The following is a 20,351-nucleotide window of genomic DNA, read 5'->3' on the forward strand; positions in this document are numbered from 1 at the left end:
TTATTTTAAATACTTTAAAATTTCTTCCGATTCTGGGGTGACTTTACTTTCAAACGTTGCAAGCAGTTTTCCGTTTTCGTCTAAAAGGAATTTTGTGAAGTTCCATTTCACTTTTGCATCTAATACACCGTTTTCTTCTTTAGAAGTTAACCATTTAAACAAAGGATGTGTATTGTCACCAACAACCTCGACCTTGCTAGCTAAAGGAAAGGTAACACCAAACCTAGCCTTACAAAATTGCTGAATTTCTTCATCTGATCCAGGTTCCTGACCACCAAAATTATTGGCAGGAAATCCTACAACCACTAATTTGTCTTTATGCTCCTTGTACAGTTTCTCGAGACCTTCATACTGTGGAGTATAACCGCATTTGCTGGCAGTGTTAACAACAAGAATTTTTTTGCCCTTGTATTTTTTGAAATCAATAGTACCACCTTCAATAGAAGGAACCTTAAACGCATGTATGGTTTTTGGATAAGCTTTGGGCTTTAATTTCTTTGCTTTTGGGATGGCAGCAACACATACTACTAATAAGACAACAACCAGAAGAAAATTTTTCATTGTAGAGATTTATGAGGTTAGAACAAATAATGTGCAATAAAGTTTAATTAGGTGAAAGGCTTTAGTTAATATTCAAAGCACCCGATATCTGGTTTAGAATCTCTTAGTTTTCCGTCGAGGTCAGTTAATACTCCTGTTGATGTTATGCCGGCATTAACTGCTGGTGAGTTTTGGCGAAGGTGAAAGTTGAACGTCCTTCTGCCAACATCAATGCTGTCAAATAGCGGCGGTGCGTTCTTAATACCCTTTACGAAATACGAGTCAGCGTCCGTGACCTTGTTGTTATAGATCACATTTTCAAATACAACTTTAAACTCGCTTGCTGATGGTGTACCCTTTTTGTCAATTACAACCTCATTTTCAACAATTCCTCCTTCACCGTAAAAAATACAATTAGTAAATCGGGCATCAAGTATCGGCCCGAGCTGGTTTTGATAACCATTGCTAACATAGAGCACGGGGTTTTTATGCGCAATAAAAAGGTTACTATAAGTGGCGACTGTACAGTGAGTGAAAGAATAAAGGCCGCCTCCTGCTATCGATATATTATTTCCGCAGTTGCTGATTAAACAATTGGTTGCTTTAATACTGCTTGCTACACTCACGATGCCAGCATCGTACACATTATCTATAATACATTGGTTCAAAATTATTTTAGGAACCGTGCTAATACCAAGTATTGAAATTATTCCCTGGTAAGCATTTCTTATTACGGCATAGTTAAGCACATTATTAGTACTTGACTCGGAGAAAAAGATACCAGGCCACCCGGCAGGAAGATCACGATAAGTAGGGTCTAAACGATCTCCATCGAAAGTTACTCTCGCATTTGCACCAACTTCACCGTTAACCTTAAGGCTGCCATTAACAATAAAGGGCGCGTCTGCATGCGAATAAATTTTACAACCTTTTTGTATAGTCAAGGTAACATTGCTGTCGATAGTTACGCCACCAAGAATAACGAAAGGGAGATCGCTTTTCCAGGTAGAGTCTTTTGTTATTCGCCTATTTCGGTAAAAATTAGCATTTTGACCAAAAGCCTGCAGTTGGATAAAACGCTTATTGCCGTTATAATTAACCAGTATACTATCGCTGACTATAAAGGGAAGACTTGCACTATTTGGATTAATGGTTGCTGAAACGAAAACGTAAATACTATCATTAGGTTGTAGTTCTATGTCATTGAAGTTTTCGCCGGGTGTGCCATCCACGTTCAATTTGAAGGCAGAAGTGCTTCCTCCCGATATTCTTAGGTTAGATATCCGAAGCTTTTGATCATTCAGGTTAAAAATTTTTACTGATTGAGTAACAGAACCGGTAGTAGTGAATACGGTATCAAAATGTAAGGTGTCAGACGAAAAGCTAACCGATGCGTCAGGGCTATTGATAAAAGAAGTCTTACGACAGGAGAGCACAATAGAAATACATGAAAGAATTACAACAGCGTTGACCAGGTGTTTCATCCTTTCAAAAGTAAATTAAAAGCTTTAAATGGTATAAGCCAAAGTTGCTATGCTGAGCTTGGTACCAGGAACCTTTAATATTTCTGCGCCACATGCTTCAAGCGATGCACCTGTTGTAACTACATCGTCTACCAGCAAAATATGTTTGTCTTGCAGCAGGGAAGGTTTTGCCACTGCAAACACTCCGTCCATATTCTCCCAGCGCGTAACTCGTCCTTTGTGAGTTTGTGTTTCTGTGTTTACATTTCTTATAACAGCGTCTGTCACTACAGGCTTATCCCAAACAGTCGCTATCCCTTCCGCCAAAATTGTCGCCTGGTTGTAACCTCTTTTCTTTAGCCGCCGCGCATTTAGTGGAAGTGGTACGATCAAGTCAACTTCATCGTATGGACTGCTAAGCAATAGCGTTCCAAGCCTTTTGCCCATTTCGAGTCCAACGGCCTTATTTCCTTTGTATTTCAACTCATACACTAAAGCTTCTATCAAAGAATATTTCGTAAAAAAATAACCAGAAGCGGCATTGACTATGTTTAGTCTGCCGTAAAAATTTTTCTCAACTGGATTACCCCGTTGCTCAAAGAAATTCGTAGATGGAAGTTGAGAGACACAACGCAAACAAAGCTCTTGGTTTATAGTAATGATGTCAGAACTGCATCCGGCACAAACATGTGGATAGAAGAGGTGGATAAAATCCGTAACAGCAGAACTGACGGTTGACATGACGTGAAGATGTTATAACAATATAAGCAATTGTTTTTACAGGATTAAGAAATGAAGCGTCTTGTCAGAATTCCAATATTAGAATAATAATTGGTAAACCTCCTGCACTTGTCCGACCGGTACTATTTGGATGCCTGTTTTTTGTTTATCGAACCCCTTCTTATTGTATTTAGATACAATTATCTTTTCAAACCCCAGTTTCTCTGCTTCGGCTATTCTTTGTTCAATCCTGTTAACCGCCCGTATTTCTCCATTCAAGCCTACTTCACCAGCAAAGCAAATTTTTTGCGGTAGAGGAATATCTTCAAAACTGCTGAGCAACGCGCAAATAACAGATAAATCGATAGATGGATCTTCCACTTTTAAACCGCCGGCAATATTTACAAAAACGTCTTTTACCCCAAAATGAAAGCCGCCCCTTTTTTCAAGCACGGCTAGTAATAGCTGCAATCGTCGCAGGTCAAACCCACTGACAGTTCTTTGAGGGGTTCCATATACGCTTTGGGTAACGAGCGCTTGCACCTCTATCAATAATGGACGCATACCTTCCAAGGTTGCAGCGATTGCACTTCCGCTTAATTGTTCTTCCTTTTGTGTAATCAAAATTTCGGAAGGATTAGTAACGCTTCGCATCCCCTCTCCTGTCATTTCGTAAATTCCTAACTCAGCTGTACTACCAAACCTATTTTTGATAGTACGCAAGATGCGGTATGCATAATGACGATCTCCTTCGAATTGAAGAACAGTATCAACCATATGCTCAAGTATTTTCGGTCCTGCAATGGTTCCGTCTTTTGTAATGTGACCAATTAAGAACACCGGCGTATTTGTTTCTTTCGCGAACCTTTGAAACTCGGCTGCACATTCTCTTATTTGAGACACACTGCCTGGAGAAGACTCTATAAAATTTGAATGCAGTGTTTGAATAGAATCTACGATAACCAGTTGTGGCCGTAGTTTCTTTATCTCCTTGAAAAGCACGTCAGTCGCAGTTTCAGTCAATAAATAAAAATCCTGGTTAGAAGCTTTCAACCTATCAGCACGCATCTTTATCTGCTGCTCACTTTCTTCACCGCTAATATAGAGAGTACTTACTCCATCAAGATGCAATCCTACCTGTAAAAACAACGTGCTTTTACCGATACCAGGCTCACCAGCAACCAACACAATACTTCCAGCAACGATACCTCCACCCAGTACGCGATTTAGCTCGCCGTCTGTAGTTAGAATTCGATCTTCCTCGGTAGCACTTACTTCGTTTAATAAGATTGTTTTTGACGTACGTTTATCTGCGTTGTAGTCTTTCCAACTGTTATCATTTTTTTCTACTCCCTTAGTTATAACCTCTTCTACAAAGGTATTCCATGAGTTACACGAAGGACACTTGCCTACCCATTTAGTGCTTTCATAACCACAATTACTACAGAAATAGGCCGTCTTAACTTTACTCATTCATCGAAGATAATTGTAAACAAAGGGTTTTGAAAAAGGGAGATATTAAGACAGATAATTAGGAGGTAGAATCAAAAAGGGTCAGCAAGAATGCTAACCCCGTTACTTACTAACCCATTAAATTCTGCCACTAAATTACAAATACGGGTCACATTTCAAAAATAATTTTTATCCCTGTGAATAACTTTTATACCCCTTTTTCTCCAAAAAAGGGAAATTAAATTTCCAGGAGATGCGATGAGCCACATTGTCTTCTTTTTCTATTTTTGCGACTTTTTGTCACTTTTTCTTTATACAAAAGTAACAAGGGAAGCGATTTTATAATTAAAACAAAGTATAGAAGCAAGGCTTCTTAAAGTCTAATATTAGCAAAAGAGGAAATGAGGGTCAAAAAAGTCTAAAGCTTTCAATACAAAAAGCCACCGCAGAGGTGGCTTTTGCTAAAAACTTAATACTTCGATTATCCGTTCATGCTAGCAAGAAATTCGGTATTGTCTTTTGTACCTCTCATTCTTCTAAGCAATTCATTCATTGATTCCTCAGTGTTCATATCATTGATATATAAGCGAAGAATATTCATACGTTGAAGCGTTTCTCTATCAAGTAACAAGTCATCACGTCTTGTAGAAGATGATACAAGATCAATGGCCGGGAAGATGCGCCTGTTAGCTAAACGACGATCCAGCTGCAATTCCATATTACCTGTTCCCTTAAATTCTTCAAAAATCACTTCATCCATTTTAGAGCCTGTTTCTATTAGGGCTGTAGCCAAAATAGTAAGCGATCCACCATGTTCAATTTTCCTGGCTGCTCCAAAAAACTGTTTAGGTTTTTGCATAGCATTTGCCTCCACACCACCACTTAATACTTTTCCACTTGATGGAGCCACGGTATTATGCGCCCTCGCTAAACGTGTTATGCTGTCTAATAAGATAACTACGTCGTGCCCGCACTCAACAAGACGCTTTGCTTTCTGCAAAGCGATAGTTGAAACTTTCACATGCTTTTCCGCTGGTTCGTCGAAGGTAGAAGCAATTACTTCTGCTCTCACGCTTCGCTCCATATCCGTAACTTCCTCAGGGCGTTCATCAATCAAAACAACCATTAGGTAACACTCTGGATGATTTGCCGCTATGGCATTGGCTACCTCTTTCAGTAAGACCGTTTTACCAACTTTCGGTTGGGCAACTATCAATCCACGTTGTCCTTTTCCTATCGGAGTAAAAAGGTCCATGATGCGTGTACTGAAGTTATTTGCAGTAGTGAATAAATTCAGTTTTTCAAAAGGAAAAAGAGGGGTCAAATAATCAAAAGGAACGCGATCTCTTACTTCTTCCGGCCCTTTACCGTTAATTGTTTCAACTTTCAAAAGAGCGAAATACTTCTCACCTTCTTTCGGTGGTCTAACAGAACCGAAAACGGTATCTCCTGTTTTAAGACCAAATAATTTTATCTGGGAAGGAGAGACATATACGTCGTCAGGAGATGACAGATAGTTGTAATCAGAAGAGCGTAAAAAACCATAACCATCAGGCATCATTTCAAGCACACCTTCGCCTTGTATTACGCCGTCAAATTCTATATTAAAGGTTTGTTCTCTTCTCTGATTTTGTTGCTGATGTCTTGGCTGATGTTGTGGTTGCACTACAGGAGCACCTTCAGGTACTTGCACATCCTGCACACCTTCCTCGCTCTTAGCGCTTTTATTTACATCTTCGTTTTGAGATTTTTCTACAGGTCTGTCATCAGTATTTGCAGAGTCGAATTCGGGCTGCTTATCGTTTTCCTCCTTAGTAGGTTTGCTCTTCCTTGCTCTTTTTGGACCGGCATTTTTAAAACTCTCTTTCTTAGGTTCTTCTGGTATATCCTGACGTTGTTCCTCTGGTTGTGCAGGCGGTTCTGGGGCAGTAATTACTTCATCCTGCCCATTACCATTTGATGTTGTATTTGCTTTTACAATTCTTTTGCGTCTTCCTCTTTCAGCTCTTTCAGGTGCAATGGTTTTTGTTGTGCTTTCATCTACAGCCTGCCGGTCAAGTATTTTATAAATAAGGTCTTGTTTGTCTGTTTTTTGAGCATGGGGAATGCTTAGTTGTTCTGCTATATCCTTCAACTCAGGAACAAGCATGTCGTTCAGTTGCGCTATGTCGTACATAAAAAGTTTTGATAATTAAAAGCTCAAACCATCCAATCGTACAAAGGAAAATATTTGAATGAAATGAAATTGGGAAAACCGAAAAACTGATTAGCTAAGAGTAGTGAGGCCGGTCAGCTCTGAATTTCAATGCAAGTTTACGTTACAAATTTGTAAAATCGCAAACTTTAACTTGTTTTTACTTATATTGAAATTTAAAAAATTGCTTTTTTAATATCCATACTTTAGATCCCGGATTTTACATTATTACGTCACAGTTCGTTCATCTGTAGTTTAATTTTTCATCTTTAGTTTTAGTCTTTTATCTGCAAGTGCTCTAAAAATGCCCTTTAAAAATTAGTATAAAACTTCATGCCAATTCTAGAAAAAATGATGTTCTGCTTTTTAAAAGAAAAGAAAGCGATAGAGTTTGAATATTGTTAGGAAGTAGGTTGTAAACCTAGTCCACTGCCTTTTTCAATAAAATCTGAGAGCATTCAGATTAACACTAATTAACCAACGTAATTTTTTACAAATTGTTATACTCCTATTTAAAATTTCAATAGCACTACCCCTGTCCTCGCTAGCAATTACTGCAACGAAAAGCTCAACCCTTATCTTTGCCGCTCGAATAAAATAAATAGAATGTTTAATAATCGAATTAAGGTAAGAGACCTTTTATCTACTGATGAAACAGAGCAGGAAGTAATTGTAATGGGCTGGGTACGAACCTTCCGCAACAACCAGTTTATTGCTTTGAACGACGGTAGTACAAACAATAATATTCAAGTAGTAGTAGAGTTAGGTTTGTTAGATGAAGCTACGTTAAAAAGAATAACGACGGGAGCTTCTTTGAAAGTAACAGGTAAGGTTGTAGCATCTTTGGGCAAAGGACAACGAGTAGAAGTCAAGGCTTCTTCAGTAGAAATTTTAGGCGACTGCGATGCAGACAAATTTCCTCTTCAACCAAAAAAGCACAGTCTCGAATTCTTACGTGAAATTGCTCACTTACGTTTTAGAACCAATACGTTCGGATCTATTTTTCGCATAAGACATTCGCTCGCTTTTGCTACTCATAAATTTTTTAACGATAAAGGTTTCATCTATCTCCACACGCCCATTATTACCGCCTCTGATGCAGAAGGTGCAGGAGAAATGTTTAAAGTAACTACACTCCCATTTGATGCTCCTCCAAGAAATGAGGATGGTAGTATTAACTATAAAGAGGACTTTTTTGGTAAAGGCACAAATCTTACAGTAAGTGGCCAGCTTGAGGGTGAACTAGGAGCAATGGCCTTTAGCGAGATCTACACTTTCGGTCCCACCTTCAGAGCTGAAAATTCTAACACAACCCGCCATCTCGCAGAGTTCTGGATGATAGAGCCGGAAATGGCCTTTTACGACATAGAGGATAATATGAATTTGGCTGAAGAGTTTATCAGGTATTTAATTCAATACGCAATTGATAATAACCGGGAAGACATCGAGTTTTTGGATCAACGACTTACTGAGGAAGAGAAGCAAAAACCACAAAACGAAAGAAGTGAGCTTGGTCTATTTGAAAAACTAGAATTTGTAATCAACAACAAATTTGAAAGAATAACTTACACAGATGCTATAGACATACTTTTAGAGAGCCCTTTCTATAAAAAGAAGAAGTTCAAATACGACGTGAAGTGGGGAATTGATTTGCAGAGCGAACACGAGCGTTACTTGGTGGAAAAGCATTTTAAAAAACCTGTGATCGTAACAGGATACCCGAAGGACATTAAGTCATTTTACATGCGTCTAAATGAGGATGGAAAAACTGTTGCCGCAATGGACATCCTGGCCCCAGGAATTGGAGAAATCGTCGGCGGTTCACAAAGAGAAGAAAGACTGGAAAAGTTGGAGCAAAGAATGCGAGAAATGCATGTTCCAATTGATGAGATGAGTTATTACCTGGATACACGCCGTTTTGGAACAGTACCACATGCAGGGTTTGGACTAGGGTTTGAACGCATGGTACAATTTGTAACGGGCATGACCAATATTAGAGATGTCATCCCTTTTGCAAGGACTCCAAAAAATTGTGAGTTCTAGGTTTGTACAAAAAAAGATAGAATTTCCTTTTTTAAAAGAAAGACAATTTTTATTTTTGACGAATTAAATAAGCTGTTATATTTGCAGCCCGAAAGGAACTAATCCTGAGAATAGCCAGGAAAGGATGGTGCGGTAGCTCAGTCGGTAGAGCAAAGGACTGAAAATCCTTGTGTCGCCGGTTCGATCCCGGCTCACACCACGCAAGTTTAGAAAAAGAAAAAGCCTCAAAATAATTGAGGCTTTTTCTTTTTTCCAAATTTGACAATCGTTCCATATTTATTTTCAGCATACTTTTATTCTGTAATTTTTATATCTAAAACTGCCCAGTTATTCCTATCAGTCCAGTCGCCATTTTTGTATCTAAGCTTTACCATCCAATTATACTTGTGTCTAACACAATCCGCATCATCTGCTTCTACTGTAGCCGTAATTTTGTAGACGTTATGCTTAAGTTTTATCCAATCCAAATTAGTATTATCAAAAGTTGGAGCAGGTGAAATATTAAGCCTCCTAGCTACAAACTCTTTAGCCATAACTATTGCTTCTGCATGATTAAAATCATCTACAGGCCTTAAGGAGGAATTCGACTGCTTTGCAACAGTTTTGGTATTTATTTTAGCAGTATCTGTATGGGCTGTTTTAGAAATATTAGTAGCCGCCTCAATATCCTCGGAACTATCACCGCAGGAAATGATGATCGAAAGAAGTAAAATATAAAGGATTGATTTTTTCATCCAGCCTGCAATTATAGACTCCGTTAGGGTTTTGCTAATTCAACCGCCGCATTTGAAGATACAAAAATTATAGAAGTTGAAGCAAGCGAAAGGCTAGTCTTAAAATAAAAAGGAGGCATCAAATTTAAAAGCTACGACGAGATAGTACAAGAGAGTTCACATCAATTTAGATCACTTTTAGAGTTATTTGTAAGTGTGATATTAGTTAGGGATATTTCTGCATTAAGGAAAACGTTCGGACTGATAAGCACCCTTATTTATATTTTTTGTACAGACTAGAGCAATAACGGAAGGAATAATTACAGGCATTTTAGCAGGCCTCCACTAATACCTGTTTCTCGACATCGTCTAATTTTATATTCTCTAGAGGCATTCTAAACTTGCTTTGAATAGCAACTCTTTTTGTCTCCTCTTCATTTAGGGCAGTGAGATGATTGAAGTATAATACCAGAGTGATGGATGATAAGAGCATTACTAGAAGAGTAAAGAATACTATCATATCGAAAGGTTTTAGAGCTTTTCTTAAAGATAATTTGACCAACTAAAGATTGCAAGTTTAAATGATACTTTTTTTGAATAATTAAAGTAGCTGAAATTCAGCATCGGACGAAAATACTTGTCTTTTTGTTTAAAGCTTTTCCGGCTTGTGTGAGTAAGTATTTGAAGATGATATTGTTGAAATAAAACTTATTTTTAAAAAAGAAGGTTTGCTCGTTTTGCATTTGAAATTCTTTTATCCATTCTCCTCAAAAAGAAAAATGATTATTTCACACACTACTTAATAATGCCATGAAAAAGTTGATCGTTGCCTTTGTATGCCTCATTGCGAGTCTCAATCTCGCTGTCGCTCAGACTCCACCCTTTAAAAGTGGAATAATGGAAGATGACTTTGTTTATGATGTTGCACCTTTCCCACAATGCCATGCATCTACGATAGTAGAAACACCGAAGGGGTTGGTGTGCGCTTTTTTTGGGGGAACCAGGGAAAAAAATCGTGATGTAGAAATTTACTTATGCAGAAGAGATGGCAATAAATGGTCAGCTCCTGTTTCAGTTGCAAACGGTGTTCAGAATGCTTCACTTCGTTATCCAACGTGGAACCCCGTGCTATACCAGGTGCCTGGTGGTGATTTGCTGCTCTTTTACAAAGTTGGACCAAGCCCGTCTACATGGAAAGGATGGATGAAGGCATCCAAAGACAATGGGTTAACCTGGTCGGAAGCTAAGGCATTGCCCGAAGGATTTATAGGCCCAGTTAAAAACAAACCTGTTCTAGTTGGTAACGAAAGATTAATTGCACCATCAAGCAAAGAAGATAACGGGTGGCAAGTGCACTTTGAAATATCGGATGACTTTGGAAAATCATGGAAGATGGTTGGGCCAATTAATGATGGCAAGTCAATTAGTGCAATCCAGCCAAGTGTATTGATTCACAAAAACGGAAAACTACAAATACTTGCACGTAGCGAAAACCGGGCGATAATGGAAGCATGGTCTTCCGATAACGGCGATACATGGTCACCTTTAACTAAGTCATCTTTACCAAATAACAACTCGGGAATCGATGCTGTAACCCTGAAGGATGGAAGGCATCTTGTGGTGTATAATCATATTTTAGCCCCAGGCAATAAGGCAGGCGGGCCACGAACACCACTAAATTTATCTTACTCAAGTGATGGCAAAACCTGGTACGCGACTGTTGTACTTGAAAATTCTCCGATAGGTGAGTACTCTTATCCTTCCATCATTCAATCAGCAGATGGAATGGTTCACATAGTGTATACGTGGAGAAGACAAAAAGTGAAATACGTTAAAATAGATCCCACAAAACTGGAAGGTAAAAAAATCGAAAACGGATTATGGCCGTATTAACACCCTCTTTTACCGAATAAGTAGAACGGTTACTTTCAATGTTTTTAGAGGTGATTTAAAATTCGATTAAAACATAGCGACGTGCTAGTAATAAAAAAGGCGAGACAGTGTCTCACCTTTTTTATTACTCTATAAAATTTCGTTTTATACTAACATTCTTAAAGGTTCTTCTAGTAAGCTCTTAAGTGTTTGTAAGAAAGCGGCTCCAGAGGCTCCATCAACTACCCGATGGTCGCAACTGAGCGTTACTTTCATTACATTTCCAGGAACAACCTGTCCGTTCTTAACTACGGGCACTTGCGAAATTCCGCCAATTGCCAAAATACAAGCATCAGGAGGATTGATTATAGCGGTAAATTCATCTATACCGAACATCCCTAAATTACTAATCGTAAATGTGCTGCCCTCCCAATCCGATGGCTGCAACTTTTTATCTTTTGCCTTTTGAGCAAATTGTTTCACTTCAGTTGAAATCTGGCTCAAACCTTTTGCGTCTGCAAACCGCACTACGGGCACCAACAATCCCTCGTCTACAGCTACCGCTACACCAATATTCACATGATGGTTGATACGTATCTTATCTCCCAACCAGCTACTATTAATTTTTGGATGTTGCTTCAGAGCCACTGCTGCGGCTTTTAAAACCAAATCATTGAAGCTGATTTTAACTGGAGAAAGTTCGTTAAGTTTTGCACGTGTTTGAACAGCCTGGTCCATGTCTATACTCATCGTGAGATAGAAATGCGGAGCTGAAAATTTACTTTCTGCAAGTCGACGTGCTATCGTCTTACGCATTTGAGAAACCGGAACCTCATCAAAACTTACTTGTCCTATTCCGGAAGCTGTAGCTGGTGTTTGTGGTTTCGCTTCCTGAGCTTTTGCCGTTGGTTCTACAGCCGGTTGTTGTTGGGCTGCTGGTTGTTGAGAAGTTGCCGGCTGAGATGGAGCCTGAACTTGTGACGCCCCTTGTGCTTGTGCAGGGGTGAAGCCGTCGATGTCTTGTTTCACAATTCTACCATTGTCGCCAGAACCCTTCACGTAACGTAGATCAACGCCTTTTTCTTCCGCAAGTTTTTTCGCCAAAGGAGAAGCAATGATGCGTCCTTCATTTACTACAGCCAATTGCTGAGGAGCAGACGCACCTTGCAAAGCCGCAGCCGGTTCTTGTTGCGCAACAGGGGCAGTTGTTGCTGCAGGTGCCTGAGTTACAATCCCACCTTTTGAAGCCGCAACGATAGCATCGATATTCATTCCGGCATCCCCTATTATACAGAGTAGGTCATTCACCTGTATCTTTTCACCGGGCTTAGCTCCCTGGTATAATAACGTTCCGTTCTTATAGCTTTCCAGTTCCATTGTAGCCTTGTCTGTTTCGATTTCGGCTAACACCTCACCCTTCTTAACTGTGTCCCCAATATTTTTTTGCCATGCAGCTATCACACCCTCGGTCATGGTATCACTAAGCCTCGGCATTAGCACAACTTCTTCCATGTTGGCAAGATCTATAGGCTGTGCATTTGCAGTGGGGGCTTGAGGTGCTGGTGTAGGAGCTTCAGGCGCTACCGGACTTGCCTCTTGAGTTTCTGGTTTTGCTTCAGCTGCAGCTTGTCCATTACCGCCTGAGTGTTGGGTAACTAATGCAGATACATCTTCTCCCTGCTTGCCAATAATAGCTAATAAATCGTTTACTTGTAATTTCTGGCCATCCGGCGCGCCTCTGTGTAACAGTATCCCCTCCTGGTAACTTTCCAGTTCCATTGTAGCTTTATCCGTTTCGATCTCAGCCAGTAAATCGCCTTTCTTAACTGTATCTCCTACGTTTTTATGCCATGCAGCTATTACGCCTTCTGTCATGGTATCGCTCAACCTGGGCATTAATATCGGTTCGGCCATACTTAATTAGTTTGCTAAACGCCTTAACGCAAATGCCTTTACAACCGCAAATGTTTAGGCGTTAATTTTTGAGCCGTGAAATTACATGAAATTGAATTAAAGGCAAGATGGCGATTAAAATTTCCTATAAAATTAGTTGGGAGTTGATTGCGTTAAGAAGCGTTATTTAGACGCGCTGTTCTCAGTTTGCTATTCATTGTTATACAAATAAATTACACTGATCGAGCGGGTAAAACAAATGTGTCGCCGGGGGCCAAAAATATTCTACCTCTAAAAAAAGAAAGTGTATTCCTAGAAACAATGTTTTTTACAGGCTTTAGCCCTCTACCAAACATTGTTGTGTCACTCACTTGTACGTTAGCTTTTCATAGCAGCATGCTCCACGTTTGCTTTAACGTAGTGTTTATATAAAGAGGGATGGAGGTTGACAACTTCTCCAACCATTATAATCGCCGGGTTAGATAGCCCTTTATATTGTGCCCTGTAATAGATATCATTTACCTTACCTATAACCATCTTTTCATTATCGGTTGTTCCGTCTTGTATGATAGCTACTGGTGTTTCACTCTTACCATGCTCCGCAAAAACTTCCATAATAGCTTCCAGCTTGCTCATAGCCATTAATATGATAACCGTTGCGCTTGATTGAGCTGCCAGCTTTATGTCTGCTGATATCTCTCCTGATTGTGTAGTTCCGGTAGTAACCCAGAAGCTTTCATTTATTCCGCGACAGGTTAACGGTATCATTTGTGATGCAGGTACACCAAGTACACTCGAGATTCCCGGGATTACCTCAACCTCTATTCCTGCTTCGCGTGCAGCGTCGATTTCTTCCATAGCCCGTCCAAATACAAAAGGATCTCCCCCTTTTAATCTAACAACCCTTCCATGCGACATTGCATACTCTATTATAACATTATTTATTTCTTGCTGAGAAAGTGCGTGACAACCAAAACGTTTTCCGACAAACATTTTTACTGCATCCTGCGAAGCGTATTCAAGCAGCGCATTATTAGCCAACGCATCATACAGGATTACATCCGCATTTTGGATGGCTTTTATTGCCTTTAAGGTGATTAATTCCGGATCTCCCGGGCCTGCTCCAACTAAAGAAATTAATTGTTCTTTCATATTAATATTTAAAATATGTTAACTATTTTAAGAAAAAGAATCAGAAAAAGCACTTTTGTAAATATGAACCTTGTAAATTTATGATACAAATCACGGAAAAGAGTAGAATTTGTAATAAAAGTATAAATATTTATTACATATACTTTTTCTTAATGTTTTAACTGCTTGCCATTCTAATTAGTTTTTAATTCTTAATTAAACACCTAACACTATGAAAATTGTAATCATAGGAAATGGAATGGTTAGCTACAAATTCTGCGAAAAGCTGGTAGCAAAAACGGACTTACCATCAGCTTTATCTATAACAGTATTTGGTGAGGAAGTCAGACCGGCATACGACAGGGTTCACCTCAGCGAATATTTTGCAGGTAAAAGTGCAGAAGAGCTTACCATGGCACCTGCCCAATGGTATGCAGATAATAATATCAGGCTCTATCTTGGCGACCCTGTCCAAAGTATAGACAGGCTAAACAAAACAATTCATTCATTTCATGGAATTACAGAATCTTATGATTATTTGGTCTTAGCGACTGGTTCATCTGCATTTGTTCCCCCCATACCCGGAGTTGAAAAAGAAGGTGTCTTTATATATAGAACAATAGAGGATCTTGAAATGATGACTGAATATGCTAAGAAAGCAAAAACTGGCGCAGTCATTGGTGGCGGTCTGTTAGGTCTTGAAGCCGCAAAGGCAATGCTTGACTTAGGAATTTGTGATACACAGATAATTGAATTTGCGCCACGGCTTATGCCGCGTCAAATTGATGATGCGGGTTCTAAAATTCTACAGGCAAAATTGGAAACTCTTGGGCTGAAAATACATACTAATAAAAATACCTCTGCTATACTTGGTGATGATTGCATTACCGGAATGCAGTTTGCAGATGAATCTCACATTAGTGTAGACATGCTTGTCATCTCTGCGGGTATAAAGCCAAGGGACGAGATTGCAAAACTCGCAGGCCTTGAGGTTGGACACCGTGGTGGAATAGTGGTAAATGATCACATGCTAACAAATGACCCGAACATTTTTGCAATTGGCGAGTGTGCATTGTACAATGGAATGATTTACGGACTAGTGGCACCGGGATATGAAATGGCGCAGGTAGTTGCAGACTACTTGTTAGCAAAGATTAATAATTCCCCTTCGGGGGTTAGGGGCTTCACCGGCTATGACATGAGCACGAAGTTGAAGTTGATTGGGGTAGATGTGGCAAGCTTCGGTGATCCATTTGTACCACAAGCTGAATGTCGTACAGTTGTGTTTGAAGACACAATGAAAGGAGTTTACAAACGTATCAACATAACACAAGATGGTAAACACCTTTTAGGGGGAGTATTGATTGGTGATGCGGAAGCATACAACATGCTTTTGCAAACAACAAAAAATAAGATCGCATTACCACCAAATCCTGAAGATGTTATTCTTGGTTCAAGAGGTGGTGCAGAGCCTGAAGGCGGGGCAGGCGTGTTAAGCCTTCCTGAAGATGCTTTGATTTGTAGTTGTGAGGCGGTTACTAAAGGTGACATCTGCAATGCGGTAACTGAAAAAGGTTGCGAAACTGTAGATTCCATAAAAAAATGTACAAAAGCAGGAACAGGATGCGGCGGTTGTATTCCGATGTTGAAAGACCTGATGGTTCATACGATGAAGGCGCAGGGTAAGTACGTGAGAAATGTTCTGTGCGAGCACTTTAGTTATTCAAGGCAGGAGTTGTATGATTTGGTTAAGGTAAAACAACTGAAATCTTATGATGCTGTATTAGATGAAATAGGACACGGTGACGGTTGTGAAGTCTGTAAACCGGCTGTTGCATCTATCCTTGCAAGCTTGTGGAATGAGATGATTTTGAAGAAAGGAAATGATACGGCTCAGGATAGTAACGACCGTTACCTGGCAAATATTCAAAAAGGCGGAACTTACTCTGTAGTACCCCGTATTCCTGGTGGAGAAGTTACTCCTGAGAAATTAATAGTAATTGGACAGGTGGCGCAGAAATATAACCTCTACACAAAAATAACAGGCGGACAGAGGATCGATTTATTTGGAGCTCATCTCAATGATCTACCTGCAATCTGGAAAGAATTAATTGAAGCTGGCTTTGAAAGCGGACATGCTTACGGCAAAGCTTTACGCACTGTGAAGAGCTGTGTTGGCTCTACCTGGTGTCGCTTCGGCTTACACGACAGCGTTAGTTATGCTATAAGAATTGAAGAAAGGTATCGCGGTCTTCGTGCACCGCATAAAATAAAATCAGCAGTATCAGGTTGTATACGTGAATGTGCCGAAGCACAATCGAAAGACTTTGGAATAATTGCCACTGAAAAAGGCTGGAACTTGTATGTATGCGGTAATGGTGGTTCCAAACCTCAACATGCTTTATTACTAGCTACTGATTTAGACAGTGACACTTGTATCAAATACATTGATCGCTTCCTGATGTTTTATATAAAAACAGCAGATCCTTTATCACGTACTGCTACCTGGTTAAACAAAATGGAAGGGGGAATAGATTACCTAAGAAATGTTGTGGTAAATGATAGCCTCGGTGTTGCTCAGCAATTGGAAGCTGAAATGCAATTGCTGGTCGACAGTTACGAATGTGAGTGGAAAGCTGTTGTTAACAACCCTGAACTACAAAAGAGGTTTTCGCATTTTGTAAATGCACCGGAAGAAAAAGATCCTTCAATAAAGTTTGAACCGTTGAGAGATCAGAAAAAGGCGATGGAGTGGAAGTAGGGAAAGGTGGAGAGTTCTATTTCACGAAAAGAAAAACCAAAGGGGCAAAGACGCAAAGTACAAGCCCTCTCTTTGCGCCTTAACGTTGTATTCCTTTTCGTTCTTTGCGTGAAAATATTTATCGCTCAATAGAATTAACACAAGTACAAGAGTGCGACGCAACCGATGATATAACAGATTTACAAAAAGTCTGGTCCAAAAGATCCAAACTAATAAAATACTGCTTTCATAATAAATAAATCTCTTTTACCCTAACGATTGTTTGCCTTTGATAGCCTTACGATTAGCTGCTGTATGAAGTTTTAGAATGAATGTTACTGCCATAACTCTTCATCAAAATTTCATAAATATGAGTACTACACTTACCGGAAACATTACCTGGTTTCCTGCATGCAACACTTATGACGTACCCGAAAATGGGGGCGTTTGTGTAAAGTATAAACACAAACAGATAGCCCTGTTCAACTTCACCCGCCGTGGAGAATGGTACGCTTCTCAAAACATGTGTCCTCATCGAATGCAAATGGCACTGAGCCGCGGAATGATCGGATCGTTGGAAGGAGAACCCAAAGTTGCATGCCCATTTCATAAGAAAAATTTCTCCTTGGTTGACGGCCACTGCATGAGTGGCGATGATTACAAGATTAAAACATACCCTGTAAAAATTGAAGACAATTTAGTGTACATAGGTGTGTCTGAAGAAGACAATGAAACGTATGAAACTGTATGCGCATAAATAAGAAGCCCGGACAGGCTGCCACCTGCCGGACTTAAGTCTTAAATAAATAACGCTCACTTAAAACCCAGGTTAAAATTACATGAAAAAACCTTCATTCATTCCGGTCACGCTTTTGCTCTTATGCACGGCGACCGGAGTTCGAACGAAAGCTCAACTATCGATGTCTGCACAGTTGAGAACAAGAACAGAATTAAGAGACGGGCAAGGAGTGCCGTCACCAAAAGGTGCGTGTCCAGCATTTTTTACATCTCAACGTACACGGCTAAACGTTGGCTATAATATGTACAGATTGAAGTTCGGTGTAAGCTTGCAGGAAGTACGTGTTTGGGGACAGGACGTATCGACTATCAATCGTACAACTACTCCTGACAACAATGGAATGATGTTGCACGAAGCGTGGGCAGAAATGTTTTTGACAGACACAACTGTTAAAAACAAAGCACTAAGCCTAAAGTTAGGAAGGCAGGAATTGGTGTATGATGACCAGCGATTGATTGGAAACCTCGATTGGTTGCAACAAGGTCGCAGGCATGATGCGGCGGTATTGAAATATGAGACTAAGGGCTGGATGCTGCATGTAGCAGGAGCATTTAATCAAAACAAAGAAAATGCATCAGGAACAGTTTATAATAGCAACCCGGCCGGAAATTATACCAGCAGCACTAATGGCGGCAACATGTATAAAAGCATGCAATTTTTATACGCCGGCAAAAAGCTAAAAAGTGGCAATGCGTCTTTTTTGTTCTTTACCGATCAATTTAGCAAATACAGGATGGACACGGTAAACAGCAGTACCGTAAAAACCTTTGAACAGGGTAGTTGGGGCAGGGCAACAACTGGCTTCTACCTAAATAATACTTTTGATAAAGTTGGGGTTACTGCATCTGCTTACTACCAATTTGGCAAGACGGCTACAGCTCAGAAATTAAGTGCGATATTATTAAGTGGAACTTTTCAATATGCTTTTAATAAAAAGGTTAACGCTGCTGCCGGTGTTGATTATACATCCGGCGGTTCCAAAGGTGCTACCAGCAATACCTTCGATCCTTTATACGGAACACCTCATAAATTATGGGGATTGATGGACTACTTCTACGCAGCCAACCCTTTCGGTAAAGGCGGTTTAACAGATTACTATATAAAAGCAAAATATAAAACATCTGACAAATTTTTGCTCTCTACAGACCTTCATCAATTCAACAGCGCAGCCAGCATTCGCACCGGTGATAATCAAAGAAATTTCGGACAGGAAATAGACATGGTAGGTAATTATTCTCTTACAAAACAAATAACCATCGAGGGTGGATATGCACACTTCTTTGCAACTCCGCTTCTTACTTCTGCGGCTGTTAAAAACGTAGCAAACGCTCAGGCAAATAATAACTGGGCTTATGTGATGATTAACATCAAACCAGACTTCCTCTTCAAATAATACAAACGGGTTGCCTGCCAGCAAAATCAATTTATCACCCGTAATACAACTTCTTATGTCTCTTCCAACATCTCAACAGCCACTAACCAAACTAAATGTTTTTAGCTTGAAAGGCATACAAATGCAAAGTTTTCACACAACATGGCTCATGTTCTTTGTGTGTTTCTTTGGCTGGTTCGGTCTGGCTCCTTTAATGCCGACCATTCGCGAAAACCTTCACCTTACAAAAGGCCAGGTCGGAAATCTCATTATCGTTTCAGTTTCATCAACCATCATTGCCCGTCTCATTATTGGCAAGCTTTGCGATAGCTGGGGACCGCGAAAGACTGCTGTCCGTTTATTGCTTCTCGGTTCGTTGCCGGTATTTTTTGTAGGCCTTGCAAAAGATTATACAACCTTCCTTTTGTTTCGTGCTGCTATAGGTATCATCGGTGCTTCATTCGTCATCACGCAGTTTCATACCTCTATGATGTTTGCATCAAACATTAAAGGAACAGCCAATGCAGTTGCAGGCGGTTGGGGTAATTTGGGTGGTGGAGTCACCAATATTGTAATGCCATTGATTTTTGCATCCATAGTAGGAATGGGTTTTACAAAAGGCGAAGCGTGGAGATACGCGATGATAGTTCCGGGAGTAATGATGGTAATCGTCGCGTTCTTATACCAGAGGTTTACAAAAGATACTCCACAAGGAAACTTTGAAGAAATTGGAAGAACTAAAAAAGTAAGTGAAAAAACCGATTGGTCTGTTTTGAAAGACTGGAGAATTTGGGCACTGACTGCTGCTTATGCAATGTGCTTCGGGATGGAAATCACTTTCGATAACGTTGCCTCGCTTCACTTTGTTGATACGTTCAAATTGTCTCAGTCAAATGCAGGTTTTTGGGCAGGAATTTTTGGTTTGATGAATTTATTTGCCCGTGCACTTGGCGGTATTGTCTCGGACAAAACGGGTAAAAGATTTGGCATGCGTGGAAAAGGATTATTGCTTGCAATTGTGTTGTTGCTTGAAGGTCTCGGCCTCATCCTTTTTGCCCAGGCTGGTTCACTTGTATTTGCGATCGTTAGCATGTTAAGTTTCGCCCTTTTCCTTAAAATGGCCAATGGCGCTACTTACGGAATTGTTCCTTTCATCGATGAAAAAAATGTAGGTCTGGTTAGTGGTATTGTTGGTGCCGGCGGTAACCTAGGTGGTATGATGTTCGGCTTCCTGTTTAAGTCTTCAACCATTTCATATGCGCAGGCTTTTACCTACATCGGGTATATCGTAATTGCTGTTTCGGCTGTTGTTTTTGTAACAAGATTTGTTGGTAAGAAAGAGGCTGTTGCCGAAGAAGTGTTGCTGGGACGTGAAGTTGCGGTGGCCTAGTTGTCTGAACCACGATTTAGAGGGATCTT

At 40.0% G+C, this 20,351-nt stretch carries 15 protein-coding genes and 1 tRNA gene; 7 read left to right on the forward strand and 9 right to left on the reverse strand.

Annotation, left to right across the window (positions count from 1 at the left end):
* From SAE01_RS17225 to rho, 5 genes are all read right to left on the reverse strand, one after another.
* A complete protein-coding gene (locus SAE01_RS17225; RefSeq protein ID WP_147205038.1) occupies positions 1-561 on the reverse strand; it encodes a glutathione peroxidase in 561 nt (186 codons plus the stop codon).
* Positions 562-626: 65 nt separating this feature from the next.
* The gene (locus tag SAE01_RS17230) at positions 627-2,024 is read right to left on the reverse strand and encodes a choice-of-anchor Q domain-containing protein (protein WP_246113268.1); all 1,398 of its coding nucleotides are present in this window, start codon (positions 2,022-2,024) and stop codon (positions 627-629) included.
* A gap of 24 nt (positions 2,025-2,048) precedes the next feature.
* Positions 2,049-2,744, reverse strand: coding sequence for a ComF family protein (locus tag SAE01_RS17235; protein WP_147205039.1), 696 nt, complete (start codon positions 2,742-2,744; stop codon positions 2,049-2,051).
* Between the two features lie 78 nt (positions 2,745-2,822).
* Entirely contained in the window at positions 2,823-4,196 is a 1,374-nt protein-coding gene (gene radA, locus SAE01_RS17240) for a DNA repair protein RadA (RefSeq protein ID WP_147205040.1), read from the reverse strand.
* Between the two features lie 460 nt (positions 4,197-4,656).
* A complete protein-coding gene (gene rho, locus SAE01_RS17245) occupies positions 4,657-6,351 on the reverse strand; it encodes a transcription termination factor Rho (protein WP_147205041.1) in 1,695 nt (564 codons plus the stop codon).
* Between the two features lie 624 nt (positions 6,352-6,975).
* Between rho and asnS the strand changes: the two genes are divergently transcribed.
* Both asnS and SAE01_RS17255 read left to right on the forward strand, forming a co-directional pair.
* On the forward strand, positions 6,976-8,412 hold the full coding sequence (asnS, locus tag SAE01_RS17250) for an asparagine--tRNA ligase (RefSeq protein ID WP_147205042.1): 1,437 nt from the start codon (positions 6,976-6,978) through the stop codon (positions 8,410-8,412).
* A 126-nt stretch (positions 8,413-8,538) separates the two neighbouring features.
* Positions 8,539-8,611: transfer RNA gene (locus SAE01_RS17255), tRNA-Phe, on the forward strand.
* Positions 8,612-8,705: 94 nt separating this feature from the next.
* On the opposite strand, the gene SAE01_RS17260 is transcribed toward SAE01_RS17255, so the two are convergent.
* Positions 8,706-9,146 carry a hypothetical protein gene (locus SAE01_RS17260; RefSeq protein WP_147205043.1) on the reverse strand — a complete coding sequence of 147 codons (441 nt, stop codon included), beginning with the start codon at positions 9,144-9,146 and terminating at the stop codon, positions 8,706-8,708.
* 310 nt (positions 9,147-9,456) lie between these two features.
* Positions 9,457-9,645, reverse strand: coding sequence for a hypothetical protein (locus SAE01_RS17265; RefSeq protein WP_147205044.1), 189 nt, complete (start codon positions 9,643-9,645; stop codon positions 9,457-9,459).
* A gap of 290 nt (positions 9,646-9,935) precedes the next feature.
* On the opposite strand from SAE01_RS17265, the gene SAE01_RS17270 reads away from it, so the two are divergent.
* Positions 9,936-11,018, forward strand: a complete 1,083-nt coding sequence (locus SAE01_RS17270) for a sialidase family protein (RefSeq protein ID WP_147205045.1) — start codon at positions 9,936-9,938, stop codon at positions 11,016-11,018.
* Positions 11,019-11,162: 144 nt separating this feature from the next.
* Here the strand turns inward: SAE01_RS17270 and SAE01_RS17275 are convergent, their stop codons facing one another.
* Positions 11,163-12,911 (reverse strand): pyruvate dehydrogenase complex dihydrolipoamide acetyltransferase, encoded by a 1,749-nt coding sequence (locus SAE01_RS17275; protein WP_147205046.1) that lies wholly within the window; start codon positions 12,909-12,911, stop codon positions 11,163-11,165.
* Positions 12,912-13,268: 357 nt separating this feature from the next.
* Entirely contained in the window at positions 13,269-14,042 is a 774-nt protein-coding gene (gene cobA, locus SAE01_RS17280; protein WP_147205047.1) for a uroporphyrinogen-III C-methyltransferase, read from the reverse strand.
* Positions 14,043-14,253: 211 nt separating this feature from the next.
* On the opposite strand from cobA, the gene nirB reads away from it, so the two are divergent.
* The 4 genes from nirB (at position 14,254) to SAE01_RS17300 (ending at position 20,322) form a co-directional block, all read left to right on the forward strand.
* Positions 14,254-16,782: a nitrite reductase large subunit NirB gene (gene nirB / locus SAE01_RS17285; RefSeq protein WP_147205048.1), complete on the forward strand. Its 2,529-nt coding sequence runs from the start codon at positions 14,254-14,256 to the stop codon at positions 16,780-16,782.
* 349 nt (positions 16,783-17,131) lie between these two features.
* Complete coding sequence (nirD, locus tag SAE01_RS17290; RefSeq protein ID WP_147205049.1) at positions 17,132-17,518, forward strand: nitrite reductase small subunit NirD; 387 nt, start codon at positions 17,132-17,134, stop codon at positions 17,516-17,518.
* An 82-nt stretch (positions 17,519-17,600) separates the two neighbouring features.
* Entirely contained in the window at positions 17,601-18,953 is a 1,353-nt protein-coding gene (locus SAE01_RS17295; protein WP_147205050.1) for an alginate export family protein, read from the forward strand.
* Positions 18,954-19,008: 55 nt separating this feature from the next.
* A complete protein-coding gene (locus SAE01_RS17300; RefSeq protein WP_147205051.1) occupies positions 19,009-20,322 on the forward strand; it encodes an MFS transporter in 1,314 nt (437 codons plus the stop codon).
* Positions 20,323-20,351: the final 29 nt, after the last annotated feature.

This window comes from Segetibacter aerophilus, assembly GCF_007991655.1.
Classification (GTDB): domain Bacteria; phylum Bacteroidota; class Bacteroidia; order Chitinophagales; family Chitinophagaceae; genus Segetibacter; species Segetibacter aerophilus.